The following is a 12,966-nucleotide window of genomic DNA, read 5'->3' on the forward strand; positions in this document are numbered from 1 at the left end:
CTGTCATAGATCGGTCATGCAGGCTTGGCACTTACCGAACCGGAATTCACCGGGTCGGGGCCAATGGACCGTATCAGCATTTTCACGACTGACGCCGCGGCGGCACGCTTTGCCGAGTTCACGCAGGGCGAGGCCGTGTTCGTGTTCCGCCACTTGCCCCCCGAGGGACCGATGGCGCTGGTGGACGGACAGGCCTGGGTCTTCGTCGACTGGGTGATGGATAGCCTGTCGGGCCTCGAGATGGTGCGCCGCCTGCGCGCCGACCAACGCATGCAGGATGCCCACATCACCATGGTGCTGGAGGAAGACGATCCCGAGGATCGCCGCCGTGCGCTGAAGGCAGGGGCGGACGACTACGCCGTCGGCCCGCTGGACCGGCAGGCCATGCTCGACCGGGTGCTGGCGCTGTTCGCCCAACGCGCCTGTGCCCGCCGGGTGCAGATCATGGAACTGGGCGACCTGCAGATCAACGTCGCGGGCGAGCAGGCACGCTGGCAGGGCGACCTCGTCTGCCTGCGCCCTAACGAATTCCGCGTGCTACGTTTCATGGCGGAAAACCCCAACCGCGTACTTACCCGGCAGGAACTGATCGAGGCGCTGGGCAAGGATGGCGATCCCGATTACCTGCGCACCGTCGATGTGTGGATCAAGCGGCTGCGGCAGGGACTGCGGCAGGCAGGGGCCGGGCACCTGCTGCGCACGGTTCACGGGCGCGGCTACGTTCTCGACCTGATCTGATCTTTCCTATCGCCAATCACAAAAGGGACCCCTCGCACCCTGGCGAGAGGCCCCTCCCCTGTTTGCTGGACCTATCTTAGAACGTGAACGACAGCGATGCCGCCAGCTCGGTGCCGCGGTCGTAGGTGTTGATCTCGGCCCGGTTCACGCCGTCGGTCTGGAATTCCTCGTTGCGGCGGTTGAAGATGTTGCGCGCTTCCAGCTTCAGTTCCGCCTCGCTACCCAGCAGGGCAAAACCCTGCCGCGCGACGAGATCGACCGTGAGGCCGGGGTCTTCCACGATATCAGGGAGGCCCGAGGTGCCGCGACTGGTCACGCGCTCGCTGGCATAATTCACCAGCACGGTGAACTGTTGCAGCGTATCCACGTCCTCCAGGCTCATCTGGAAATTGACGAGGTGGTCTGACTGGCCGGTCAGCGGAACGCCGTCCACGAACAGGTTGCTGGCCGCCGTGTCGCCGCCGGGGAACAGGCGGGTGATGTCGCCTGCCTCAACCGAGATTTCGGAATTGGTGTAGGTGTAGTTGCCCAGCACCACCAGTTCCTTGCTCTCGAAGAAGCCGCCCCAGTTGTAGAGATCGAAGGTGTACTGCGCGTCGGCCTCCACACCCCACAGCTTTGCACTGGGGGCATTGGCGAAGCTGGTGAGCTGCGCATTGTCGGAGAAGCTGGAGAAGGCCTCGATCGGGTTCTCGATATCCTTGTAGAAGCCTGCCACCGAAATCCGGTCGCTGCCGCCGAAGTAGTATTCGCCGCGAAGTTCGAAGTTGGTCAGGCGGCTGTCCACCAGGAACGGGTTGCCGTTGAACTGGCGGTTGGTTTCCGGATCGTAATAGGTCTGGAAGATCAGCTCGCGGAACTGCGGGCGGGCCAGCGTCTTGGAGGCGTTGGCGCGCAGTTGCAGGTTGTCCATCGGCTCTACCGTGATCGTGGCGGCGGGCAGCCAGTAATCGTTGTTGAGCGCGGTGGAACTGGCAGAGTTCAGCGGCGTGTTGAACACTTCCACCGGGTCCACCGTCTGCTCCGCGTCCTCGTAGCGAACGCCGATATCCAGCAGCACGCCCAGCACCGGTTCCCACTCGATCTTGCCGTAACCGGCATGGACGGTGAGCGCGGACGCGAAGGCCGGGTCCGACTGGGTGGATTCGATCAGGCCGATGTCGAAGTAGTCGATGATCGCATCGCCCAGCAGCAGGTCCGGCCGCAGCAAGCCCACGCCGTCGGGGAAGCTGGTGGGCGCGTTGAACAGGAACTCGCGCCGTTCGGAAAAACGCTCGGTATCGCTGTAGGCATAGCCGACGGTCAGGCCCAGTCCATCAAGGACCGGGTAGCTGACATCGATGCCGCCCGCGTAAAGCTCTTCCTGCAGGTCCGAGAAGACGACCGAGGCATCGCCGGTCTGGCGGTCCAGCACGTTGATGAACTGGTCGCTCAGCGGACCGTTGGCGTTGTCGCGCACGTAGGTGAAGGTGTATTCGTAGGGCGCCTCGCGGTCGGTGCGGGCGTAGCCGCCGCGCAGGTCGATGCCGAGATCGCCGAATTCCAGCTCCGCTACCAGTTGCGTGTCGATCAGCTGGCGTTCGAACCACGCCGTCTGCTGCTGCACGAAGGAATCGTCGTCCTGAAAATCCTCGCCGGTGGAAAGGCGAGCGAGTTTCGAGGTGTCGCGGATGAACAGGTTGGTCCAGCGAAACTGGTGGTCGCCCACTTCCAGGCCGAACCCGAGCAGCGCGTTCACCAGCACCGAATTGTCCGTCACCACGTCGCGGAAATCGCTGTCGAGGGTGAAGTCAGCAAGGATCGACTGCGAGGTGATGTCGCGCGTGCGCCAGGAATTGCTGACCGACGCGGTGGCAACGATGCCCAGCAGGCCGTCACCGAACACGTCGAGCGAGGTGCCCGCGGTAAGGCCGGCGGACCAGTTGGGCTGCACGTCGCCGATCTGCTGCACCAGGATAAGGTTCGGGTCGCCAAGCTGCTTGGCAATATCGAGCTGCGTGAAAGGCGCGCCGTTCACGTTCTGCTCCGGATCGAGCGGCACGTCGCTCATGCGGATGCCGCTGTCGAAGAAGGTCTGCAGCGCGGGCGGGACGTCGCGCGTGCCATCGTCGAACCCGAACCAGTCGTAGTCGGAGCCGTAGTAGGACAGGCCGCGCTGGTAGGTCGTCTCGGTATTGCCGCTGATCCCGGCGCTGATTTCGAGGAAGCTCTCATCCGGCACGGCGCGGGTGGTGAGGTTGATCACGCCGCCACCGAATTCACCGGGGAAGTTGGCGGAGTAGGTCTTCTGCACGAGGCTGGAGGCGACCACGTTGGTGGGGAAGATATCCAGCGGCACCACGCGGCTCAGCGGCTGCGGCGAAGGCAGCGGCAGGCCGTTCAGCAATGCCAGCGAATACCGGTCGCCAAGGCCGCGCACGTAGACGAAGCCCTGCCCCTGCACGGAAAGGCCGGTCACGCGGCCCAGTGCGCCCGCGATGTCGCCTTCGCCCGTTCGTGCGATCTGCTCTGTCGAGAGGACGTTGACCACCTGGGTGGAATTGCGTTCCGGGTTACGGTTGATCCGCCCCGTCACGATGATCGAGCCACCGGGGATGGAGACGTCCGTATCCTGGAAGTCGTCCTCCTGCGCCTCCGGCTCATCGTCCAGCAGTTCGTCCCGCTCCACGTCTGTTTGCGTGGGCGATACGGCGCTGCCTGCCGAATCCTGTGCGAAGGCCGCGCCCGGAATGGTGAGCGCGGTGGTGAGCAGAAGCAGCCCCGCCAGCCGCTTGCCAGTGGTCATTGTCGTGACTCCCCTATGAGTCGATCAGGTAAAAAGGCGGGAAGGGGAAGCGCGCCGGGAATTGCCCCGCTTGCGCTCCCCCTTCCCCGTTCAATCAGAGAACCGGGATCTGCGTGCAGAGGCCGGTGTTGTTGCCGAAGGCCACGGCCGAGGAGTCGCAGGTCCAGCCCTGGGTCCAGTCGTCGGATGCCGTCACCGCACCGATGAAGGTGGTGGCGTTGAAGAAGCTGGACAGCGCGGTCGGATCGAAGATCGGCGTGTAGCCATCTTCGCTGGCACCGTTCAGGTAGCCGCCCGCGATCGTGTGCGTGTAGTCCTTCGTGTTGCCCGTGCCGGCATCGAAGATCGCCTCGGCCTGCGCGGCGGTGGCACCGCCGTTGCTGCCGTTGCGGAAGTTGGTGGCGCAATCGAGTGCGACCGAGTTGAAGCGCACGGTGCCCACATCGTCCAGCCCGGCGTTGGCCGCGCGGATGGTTTCCTCGTCGTCGATACGGATGCAGGGGGTGGAGCCCGAGGCATCGAAGATCACGCCGTTGTAGAGACCGTAGTCGGCACCGCCACGGATACGCACCACCTGGTCGGCGGCGCGGCGCTGGATGAAGGTGAAGTTGCTGATCGTGGTGTTCTGGCGCGGGGTCTGCTCTTCCAGGCCGTTGCTGGAGTCCGCTTCGATGATCGTGTCACCGATGCCCGCCCGCTGCGCCGCGATCACGAACTGCATGTTCGCCTTCACGCCGGTGTCGGTATCGAGCGAGTCGTCTTCCGCACCTGCAACGATGAGGTTGGAGATGTTGACGATGCCGCCGAAGAATTCGACGCCGTCGTCCGACGAGTTGACCGACTGGATGTGGCTGAGCTGCGTGCCCGAACCGGTGCCGCCCGTGGTGAGCGACTGCAGCTCGTTGTCACCCGAAAGCACGAAGCCCGAATAGCGGATCTGCACGTAGCTCATCGAGCCGGAGCTGTCGTCCGGCGTGGCGCCGCCGAAGAAGCTGGGGGAGGCTGCGCCTTCCACCTGGCGTTCGCAGTCCACGCTGCCCGGGGTTGCGGCAGGCTCGAAACAGTCCGTCACCGGAGCACGACCCGAAAGCACCACGCCGCCCCACTGGCCCGAGGAGTTCTCGTTGTTCAGGCCAACGATGTTATCGCGGCTGGTGAAGATGATCGGCTTGTCGGGCGTACCGTTGGCGTCGATCGTGTTGCCGCGCGTCACGTTCAGGAACGAGGAACCGGCGGCGTAGATGATGACGCCCGGCTCGATGGTGAGTTCGACATTGGTGTCGGACAAGCCGTCGCTCGCATCCGGAGCCGGGCCACCGTCGGTGCCCACGTTCACCTGGCCGGGCAGGCGATAGAGCAGGCCGTCGATCTGGCGCAGGGTGGAAGAGGCGTTGAAGCGCTGCGGCGTGGCGCACACGCGCCATTCATCGCCGTTGCTGTTGGAAATGGTGCCCTCGTCGGTCAGGCCCTGCGGGTCGCTGATGGTGGGGCAACCGGCTGCCGGAGTGATGGTCGGCGCGGGAGTTGCGGTCGGCGCAGGCGTCGGCGCGGGTGCGGGCGGATTGTTGATGATGACATTGCCGCCGGTGCCCGGCGAAGCGATTTCCTCGGCACCGCAAGCGGCGAGCGCCATGGCGGAACAACCAAGGATCAGGAAGCGAGAAAGATTAGTCACGGCGAGCGGTCCCCTCAAAAAACCGAGAATCGAAAAAAGAAGCGAAGCGAAATGCGATGTCGCGAGGAGACGGCTAGGCGGGCCAAATGACACTTTGGCGACCATGTGACGGATTCGTGTTACGGATTGTCACATTCGGGGCAGGCAACTGCTTTTGAACGGAAAATTCTTTCCACAGAGCGCGATATTGCACTTTTGTGACATTGTGACGGTTTTGTTGCAGTTGCGGCGCGCCGGGCGCATTATTGTCGGCAAGAGTTTGGGAGAACCATCATGTTTGCCACCACTACCCTTGCCTTCCTGATGCTGGTGCAGGCCGGACCCTCTGCCGCCACCACCCCGTCGGAAATCGAAACCCGCGACGTTGCCTACGAAACCCTCGCCTCGGGTGAAGCGCGCGCCGCCATCGAACGCCTGGAAGCTGCCCGCGCAGAAAACCCCGGCGATCCGGCACTGCTGATCAACCTCGGCGCTGCCTATGCCGCAGTGGGCGAATACCAACTGGCCGAGCAGGCCTATCGCGAGGCCATTGCCAGCGATGATCGTTACGACCTCGAACTTGCCAGCGGCGAGTGGGTCGATTCCCGCCAGGCCGCGCGCCTTGCCCTTCTGTCGCTGGACTCGACGACCGATTAATCGGTCCGACAGACCATATTATATAGGGCCGAGCTGCCGATAGAGCGCGCCGGTTCCAGCAACTGCCCGGCTGGCTTCGGCTCGCCGGGCTTTTGCTATATGGCGACGCGATGGGGGCGAATTGGCCTGCACTGTCATGCCGTTGTCATTTGTTGTAAGCATTGGGGCGGCTTTGGAGGGTCCCACATGATTCTGCGTTTCTGCACATCCACGCTCGCAGCTGCGGCGGCCGCCGTGTGCGCGCTGCCGGCGCAGGCCGATGTGCTGGAAGTGTCCGCAGACGGGGAAGCGCAGTGGATCGCCGGGCCGCTAGGCCGGACGGACATGAATGCCACCCACAATTTGCCCGCCGCGCCGCTGGCGGAAGTGCCGGTGGAAGTGATAGCGATCGTGCCCGACAGCGCCGTTGCCATCACGGCGGACCATTCCTCCGCCATCCCGCCCGCCTATGCCGCCCACGTGGCGCAGATTGCCGAGCGTTTCGACTTGTCGCCCGCGCTGCTGGAAGCCGTGGTCTGGCAGGAAAGCCGCTGGCGTGAGAACGCCGTGTCGCCCGCGGGTGCGCGCGGCCTTGCCCAGCTGATGCCCGGCACCGCGCGCGACCTTGGCGTGGACCCCGACAACCCGCTCGCCAACCTGGAGGGCGGCGCGCGCTACCTGCGCGAACAGCTCGACCGGTTCGATGGCGACCTGGAAAAGGCTCTTGCCGCCTACAACGCCGGACCCGGACGGGTGATCCGTTCGGGCGGCATCCCGCGTATTCGTGAAACACAGGTCTATGTATCCTCGATCATGGGCCGCCTTGCAGACCATTCCCGGAGTTCCGACTGACAATGAACGTTTTTTACCGCCTTGCCGCTGCTTTCGCGGTGCTGATCGCGCCTACGGCTGCCTACGCGCAGGACCCGGCGGGTTCGGGCCCGATCAACAATGCGCTGGCGTGGATGCAGAACACCCTGCTCGGCAGCGTGGCCACCGCGGTCGCGGTGATGGCCGTGGCGGCCGTCGGCTTCATGATGCTGACGGGCCGGATGAACTGGCGCTTTGGCGCAACGGTGATCCTGGGCTGCTTCATCATCTTCGGTGCCGCCTCCATCGTAGCGGGCATCCAGGGCGCGGCAGGCTGAGGGAGCGGGATCGATGCAGCTTGTCCGCCACCGTGTCCATCGTGCGCTCACCCGGCCGCAGATGTTTGCGGGCGTGACCTTCAACTATTTCATCATCAACGCGCTGGTGACGACGGAGGCCTTCCTGATCCTGAAGAGCCTGTGGATCCTGCCGATCCCCGTCATCATGCACGTGATCGGATACTTCGCCTGCCTTCGCGAACCGCGCATCTTCGACCTGTGGCTGACCAAGGTCAGCAAGTGCCCGCGGGTACGGAATTACAGCCGCTGGGGCTGCAACAGTTACGCCGCGTAAGCCGCGCGCCATTTGAACCGCCGCCCGCACGTGGGCGGCATGGAGTGAGACCATGAAGAGCAAGCTGCCCAAGTTCCGGCTGGGAGCCGCCGCCTGGAGCGCCAAGGAAGCGCAGGCGGGCGAGCGCCTGCCCTATGCGCGGCTGGTCGATGAAAACGTGGTGCTACTGCGCGATGGCTCGCTGATGGCGGCGATGCAGGTGCCCGGCCTGTTGTTCGAGACGGAAGATACAGAAGCGCTGAACGCCCACGCGCAGACGCGCGAAGTGATGCTGCGTTCCAACCTCGATGCGCGCTTCGTGCTCTACCACCATGTGATCCGCCGCCGGGTGAGCGTGGAGCTGGACGCCAGTTTCGAAGATCCGCTGTCCGCCCACATCGACGCGCGCTGGCGCGAAAAGCTGTCGAGCGGATCGCTGTTCGTGAACGACCAGTTCGTCTCTCTGGTGCGCCGCCCGGCGCGCGGCAAGGCGGGCCTTGCCGAAAAGGCGAGCAAGCTGTTCAAGCGCCGCAACGAGGAAGAGCCGGTCGATCCCAAGGACCTGCGATCCTTGCGCGGCGCATTGCAGGCGCTGGCCGCCAGCCTCGGCGATTACGGCGCGCAGCCGCTCGGTGACTATGTCGGCCCCTCGGGCAACACCAACAACGAAGTGCTGGAATTGCTCTCCGCGCTCTACAACGGCGAGATGCGCCCGGTGCGCCGCCCCGATTTCGATACCGATGTCGGCAACATGCTGCCCTATCGCCGCGCCAGCTTCGGCCTCGACGCGATGGAACTGCGCGGCAGCGGCGGGGCGGACTTCGCCTCGATCCTGAGCCTGAAGGACTATCCGAACGCGACCAGCCCCGGCCTGCTCGATGGGATGCTGCGCCTGCCCTACGAGATGATCGTGACCGAGAGCTTTGCTCCGGAAGAACGACAGACCGCGCGCGAGAAGATCGACCTTGCCATCCGCCGCCTGAAAAGCGCCGACGAGGAAGCGCAGAGCGAGCGCGCCGAGATGATGGCCGCGCGTGACGAACTTGGTGCGGGCTCCGTGGCCTTTGGCGATCATCACCTGACCGTGCTGGTGCGCGAGCGCAACCTCGAACGGCTGGACGATGCGACCGCGTCGGTCGCCGCTTCGCTGGCCGACACCGGCGCGATTGCCGTGCGCGAGGACACCAATCTGGAGCCCGCGTTCTGGGGCCAGTTCCCCGGCAACGAGCAATATCTCGTGCGCCGCGCGATGATCTCGACCGCCAACATGGCGAGTTTCGGCAGCTTGCATGGCTTCGCGCTGGGGCAGGCCGAGGGGAACCACTGGGGCGAGGCGGTCACGCTATTGCAAACGACCAGCTCCACCCCGTTCTTCTTCAACTTCCACACCGGCGATCTCGGCAACTTCTCTGTCATCGGGCCTTCGGGTTCGGGCAAGACCGTGGTGATGAATTTCCTTGCAGCCCAGGCGCAGAAGTTCAGCCCCCGCACCATCCTGTTCGACAAGGATCGCGGCGCGGAACTGTTCATTCGCGGCATCGGCGGCAGCTACGACCGCATCCGTTCGGGCGAGCCGACCGGCTTCAACCCGCTCGCCCTGCCCGATACGCCCGCCAACCGCGGCTTCCTGCGCGACTGGCTTTCGGTGCTGCTGAAGGCCGAGGGGCCGGAGGAACACGCCGCCATCGCCTCTGCCGTGGACGCGGCCTATGCCAACGACCCGTCGCTGCGCCGCCTCAAGTATTTCAAGGAACTGGTTTCCGGCGCGCGCCGCCCGCAGCCGGGCGACCTTGCCGATCGCCTGTCCGCCTGGATCGAGGATGGCGAGAACGGCTGGCTGTTCGACAACGAGGCCGACAAGCTGGACCTCTCCACCCGCGTCATGGGCTTCGACATGACCGCGCTGCTGGAGAACCCCAAGCTGCGCACGCCGGTGATGATGTACCTGTTCCACCGCATCGACGAGCGGCTGGACGGGCACCCCACGATGGTGCTGATCGACGAAGGCTGGAAGGCGCTGGACGACGAGGTGTTCGCAGCCCGCATCCGCGACTGGCTCAAGACGCTGCGGAAACGCAACGCGCTGGTCGGATTTGCCACGCAGTCCGCCCGCGACGCGCTGGACAGCCGCATTTCCACCGCATTGGTGGAGCAGACGGCCACCATGGTTTTCATGCCCAACGCCCGCGCCCGTGCGGAGGACTATTGCGAAGGCTTCGGCCTGACCGAGCACGAATTGGCGCTGATCAAGAGCTTGCCCGCGCACAGCCGCTGCTTTCTCGTGCGCCAGCCCGATGCCAGCGTCGTGGTCCGGCTCGACCTGTCGGGCGCGCCCGAAGTGCTGACGACCCTCTCTGGCCGCGAATCGAGCGTGCGCCGCCTCGATCTGCTGCGCGAGGCCGTGGGGGACGATCCCGCGCAGTGGTATCCCGCACTCACCAACCGTCCGTGGCCTGGAAGCGGTCAGTCGCAGGACGATGACGACGGCTTCAACTGGCAGGCCGCGGAATGAGCGTCACCACTCCTACCAGCGGCGTTGGCGTCGAATGCATGCGCGCCATGGAAGGCGTGGGCGCTGGCATCGGCGCATCTCTTCGCGGCGTGGACTGCGCCGCCAGCGAGATGGCGCAGGCCGCCTTCAACAACCTGTTCGCCAACGGCGCGATGGGCACCACGCTCACGCTGGCGCTGACGCTGTTCGTCGCCTTCATCGGCTTCGGCCTCATCACCGGGCGCACGCGGCTTGGCCTGTCCGCTCTCACGCCCAAGATGGTGACCGTGGGCCTCGTGGCCACATTCGCCACCAGCTGGATCGCGTTCCAGGCGGTGTTCTGGAACCTCGCCGTCGGCGCGCCGGACTGGATCGCCACCTCGATCATGGGGACCGACGGCTCCGCCACCACGATCTTTGCCGACAAGCTGGACGTCGTCATGCTCTCGCTGATGGAAGCATCGGGCGGCGATGCGATGGACAACAACATCTCGATCTTCTCCCCGCCGGGCCTGCTGTGGTCTGGCGGAACCATGCTGCTGCTGGGCACCGTCGGCGTGCTCGCCACCTGCAAGATCGCGCTTGCCATCCTGATGGGGCTTGGGCCGATCTTCATCCTGCTCGCCCTGTTCGACGGCACGCGCGGCCTGTTCGTGGGCTGGCTGAAAGGCGTTGTCCTGATGGCGCTGGCCCCGCTGTTCGCCGTGCTGGGTGGATCGCTGATGCTGGAACTGGCCGTGCCGGTCCTCTCCAGCCTGATGGCAACACCCGGCCAGATCGATGTGCGCCCGGCCATGGCCTTCTTCATGATCGGGGCTGTACACCTGGCGCTGATGTTCATGGTGCTGAAGGTCACCACCACGATGGTGAGCGGCTGGAACGTGTTCGGCCTCGCCACCAGTGACCGAGCCGACGAGCGCGGCGGCTTCGACACCGCCCGCAGCCCTGCCACCGCTCCGGTTGCTCCCGCCGTCACCAGCACGACCGCGCGCGACCGTGCAGCGCAATCCACCCCGCCCGCCTCGCGCGATATCCGCGTGACGGCGAGCGCCCCTGCGGCCGCGAACGATACCGGCGGCACTTCCACTGTGCGCGAGACGAAGATCGTGCAGGCCGGTGGCGGCGCCGATCAGGGCCGCAGCGGCTCCACCTCCCCATCGCGTGCGCGCGGCATCGGCAGCCGCTTCAAGAGCGCACCCGTCCGTTCTTCGGAGAAAATGTAATGTTGCGTAATGGCATTGCCGCGATGCTGCTGGCATCCGCCCTCCTGGCCGCTCCCGCCGCCGCGCAGGACCCGCGTCTGGTGGAGCGCCTCTACGATCCCACCCAGGTCGTGCGGATCGAGGGCAAGGTGAACGTCCAGTCGACCATCCAGTTCGGCGAAGGCGAAGTGATCGAGAATGTCGCCATCGGCGACAGCCAGTCCTGGCAGGTCACGCCCAATCGCCGCGCGAACCTGCTGTTCGTGAAACCGCTAGCCCCGCGCGCGACGACGAACATGACCGTCGTCACGAACCGCCACACCTACCTGTTCGACCTCGTATCCAGCCCGTCTACCCGCACGCCGCTCTACGTACTCACCTTCACCTATCCGATCGAGGTGGAGCCGGTGGAAGAGGAAACGCAGCTTGCGTCGCGCCCGACCGGCGAGCAGCCCAACGCCGTGGAAATGGCCGCCGCGAACGACGACTACGCCGTGCTCGATCCCATGCGCCTGAATTTCGAATGGGCCACCAGCGGCGACCGCGCCCTGCTGCCCGAACGCATCTACGACGATGGCACCGCAACTTTCCTCGCCTGGCCCACGGGCACGCCGATGCCTGCCATATTGGTGAAAGATCACGAGGGTACCGAAGGCCCCGTCAACTTCGCCGTGCGCGGTGACACCATCGTGCTCGACATCGTGCCGGGCGAGATAATCCTGCGGTCCGGCGACAATGCGGCACTGCTGGTCAACGAGGGCACTCTCGGCGCGGCCAATGCCGATGGAACGGCTCAGCAACAGGGCGCCTGACCGGCGTAACGGAGAATAGCACCATGAAACTTGCCATGCGCCTTCCCGAGAAGAACGTCGGTCACGCCAACGATGCGGACCCACGCGATGCGGAGACCACGGAGGTCATCGACCTTGCCAGCCGCACGTCATACCCGGCAGTGGCGAACCGCAAGAGCAGCAAGGACGCGCTCGGCCTGCTGGCCGGTGTCGGCTTCGTCGCACTGCTGGGCGCTGCGACGCTGTGGGGCCTGAACGCCGGACGCGGGGACGATGCCGCGACCACGGCAGAGGCCGCGCAGCCCGCTCCGCCGCCGCCCGCGCCGGTGGACATGGCCGCTTCGCCCACCGATGGCCTGCCCAGCGCCAACGCAGGCGCCGTGCCCCAGGCCGATCCGGCGCCCGCGCCGGTACTGGCCCGCGCGCCCGATGGCACCACTGCTGTGGGCCCTGCCACCAATCCCTATTCCTCGCCCACGCTGGTTTTCGACGGCGGCACCGCGCCCGCCTCTGCCGCGGCCAATGCCGCTGCCGCCGAAGCTGCGGCGGCGACGCCCGGCAACACCGTCGTTCCCGGTGGCGGTGCGGCCAATGAATTTGCCGCCCGCATCGGCGGCGTCGGCGGCGGCCCCGCCGTTGCCATGCAGGATGTGAACCCCGCCACCACGGTGACGCAGGGCACGATGATTCCGGCGATCCTGGAAACCGCGATCAACACCGATGTGCCCGGCTTCGTGCGCGCCGTGGTGAGCCAGGACGTGCGCAGCTTCGACGGCAGCCGCGTGCTGATCCCGCGTTCCAGCCGCCTCGTCGGCCAGTACCAGTCCGGCCTCCAGGCGGGCCAGCGCCGCGCCTACGTGATCTGGCAACGCGTGATCCGTCCTGACGGCGTGACCGTCTCTATCCAGAGCCCGGCCACCAGCTTCGATGGCACGGCGGGCCTCCAGGGCGATGTGAACACGCACTTCTTCAGCCGCTTCGGCAGCGCCATGCTGCTCTCTGTGATCGGCGGGCTGACCACCGTCGCCAGCGGCGGCGCCTCGGTGATCCTGGGTGGCGGCGAATCTGCTGCCAGCACCGCCCTTCAGCAGGACGGCCAGCGCCCGCCCACCGTGCGCGTGCGTATGGGTGAGCCGATCCGCGTCTACACCGCGCGCGATCTCGATTTCAGCCAGGCCCCGCAGGTTCGCTGAGGTCCATCGTGTCGGCGGAAATCCATCATTTGGGCGACAAGCCGGAGCGTGACG

General features: G+C 65.7%; 11 protein-coding genes. 9 read left to right on the plus strand and 2 right to left on the minus strand.

Translation table 11 applies throughout. From position 1 onward, the window contains the following. Positions 1-24: 24 nt before the first annotated feature. Positions 25-738, plus strand: a complete 714-nt coding sequence (locus ABFX23_RS03645) for a response regulator transcription factor (RefSeq protein WP_346031767.1) — start codon at positions 25-27, stop codon at positions 736-738. Positions 739-814: 76 nt separating this feature from the next. Here the strand turns inward: ABFX23_RS03645 and ABFX23_RS03650 are convergent, their stop codons facing one another. Both ABFX23_RS03650 and ABFX23_RS03655 read right to left on the minus strand, forming a co-directional pair. Further along, complete coding sequence (locus tag ABFX23_RS03650) at positions 815-3,523, minus strand: TonB-dependent receptor domain-containing protein (RefSeq protein WP_346031768.1); 2,709 nt, start codon at positions 3,521-3,523, stop codon at positions 815-817. A gap of 94 nt (positions 3,524-3,617) precedes the next feature. Further along, positions 3,618-5,198 carry a hypothetical protein gene (locus ABFX23_RS03655; RefSeq protein WP_346031769.1) on the minus strand — a complete coding sequence of 527 codons (1,581 nt, stop codon included), beginning with the start codon at positions 5,196-5,198 and terminating at the stop codon, positions 3,618-3,620. 273 nt (positions 5,199-5,471) lie between these two features. On the opposite strand from ABFX23_RS03655, the gene ABFX23_RS03660 reads away from it, so the two are divergent. The 8 genes from ABFX23_RS03660 (at position 5,472) to ABFX23_RS03695 (ending at position 12,912) form a co-directional block, all read left to right on the plus strand. Beyond that, positions 5,472-5,834 (plus strand): tetratricopeptide repeat protein, encoded by a 363-nt coding sequence (locus tag ABFX23_RS03660; protein WP_346031770.1) that lies wholly within the window; start codon positions 5,472-5,474, stop codon positions 5,832-5,834. A gap of 186 nt (positions 5,835-6,020) precedes the next feature. Next, positions 6,021-6,665, plus strand: coding sequence for a lytic transglycosylase domain-containing protein (locus tag ABFX23_RS03665; protein WP_346031771.1), 645 nt, complete (start codon positions 6,021-6,023; stop codon positions 6,663-6,665). 2 nt (positions 6,666-6,667) lie between these two features. After that, positions 6,668-6,961: a TrbC/VirB2 family type IV secretion system protein gene (locus tag ABFX23_RS03670; RefSeq protein WP_120077605.1), complete on the plus strand. Its 294-nt coding sequence runs from the start codon at positions 6,668-6,670 to the stop codon at positions 6,959-6,961. 13 nt (positions 6,962-6,974) lie between these two features. Continuing rightward, positions 6,975-7,256 (plus strand): VirB3 family type IV secretion system protein, encoded by a 282-nt coding sequence (locus ABFX23_RS03675; RefSeq protein ID WP_120077604.1) that lies wholly within the window; start codon positions 6,975-6,977, stop codon positions 7,254-7,256. Positions 7,257-7,308: 52 nt separating this feature from the next. Next, positions 7,309-9,747, plus strand: coding sequence for a VirB4 family type IV secretion/conjugal transfer ATPase (locus ABFX23_RS03680; protein WP_346031772.1), 2,439 nt, complete (start codon positions 7,309-7,311; stop codon positions 9,745-9,747). Further along, complete coding sequence (locus tag ABFX23_RS03685) at positions 9,744-10,949, plus strand: TrbL/VirB6 family protein (protein ID WP_346031773.1); 1,206 nt, start codon at positions 9,744-9,746, stop codon at positions 10,947-10,949. Before ABFX23_RS03680 ends, ABFX23_RS03685 begins: the two co-directional genes overlap by 4 nt. Then, positions 10,949-11,740 carry a TrbG/VirB9 family P-type conjugative transfer protein gene (locus ABFX23_RS03690; RefSeq protein WP_346031774.1) on the plus strand — a complete coding sequence of 264 codons (792 nt, stop codon included), beginning with the start codon at positions 10,949-10,951 and terminating at the stop codon, positions 11,738-11,740. The genes ABFX23_RS03685 and ABFX23_RS03690 overlap by 1 nt, the downstream gene beginning before the upstream one ends. Positions 11,741-11,763: 23 nt before the next feature. Next, complete coding sequence (locus tag ABFX23_RS03695; protein WP_346031775.1) at positions 11,764-12,912, plus strand: TrbI/VirB10 family protein; 1,149 nt, start codon at positions 11,764-11,766, stop codon at positions 12,910-12,912. Positions 12,913-12,966 lie beyond the last annotated feature (54 nt).

This window comes from Erythrobacter westpacificensis (genome assembly GCF_039542285.1).
In the GTDB taxonomy this organism is placed as follows: domain Bacteria; phylum Pseudomonadota; class Alphaproteobacteria; order Sphingomonadales; family Sphingomonadaceae; genus Alteraurantiacibacter; species Alteraurantiacibacter westpacificensis.

Bases quoted from the DNA above. Each gene is read 5' to 3' on its own strand.
- ABFX23_RS03650 (WP_346031768.1), bottom strand. From the start codon at position 3,523: ATGACCACTGGCAAGCGGCTGGCGGGGCTGCTTCTGCTCACCACCGCG.
- ABFX23_RS03660 (WP_346031770.1), top strand. From the start codon at position 5,472: ATGTTTGCCACCACTACCCTTGCCTTCCTGATGCTGGTGCAGGCCGGA.
- ABFX23_RS03665 (WP_346031771.1), top strand. From the start codon at position 6,021: ATGATTCTGCGTTTCTGCACATCCACGCTCGCAGCTGCGGCGGCCGCC.
- ABFX23_RS03670 (WP_120077605.1), top strand. From the start codon at position 6,668: ATGAACGTTTTTTACCGCCTTGCCGCTGCTTTCGCGGTGCTGATCGCG.
- ABFX23_RS03675 (WP_120077604.1), top strand. From the start codon at position 6,975: ATGCAGCTTGTCCGCCACCGTGTCCATCGTGCGCTCACCCGGCCGCAG.
- ABFX23_RS03680 (WP_346031772.1), top strand. From the start codon at position 7,309: ATGAAGAGCAAGCTGCCCAAGTTCCGGCTGGGAGCCGCCGCCTGGAGC.
- ABFX23_RS03685 (WP_346031773.1), top strand. From the start codon at position 9,744: ATGAGCGTCACCACTCCTACCAGCGGCGTTGGCGTCGAATGCATGCGC.
- ABFX23_RS03690 (WP_346031774.1), top strand. From the start codon at position 10,949: ATGTTGCGTAATGGCATTGCCGCGATGCTGCTGGCATCCGCCCTCCTG.
- ABFX23_RS03695 (WP_346031775.1), top strand. From the start codon at position 11,764: ATGAAACTTGCCATGCGCCTTCCCGAGAAGAACGTCGGTCACGCCAAC.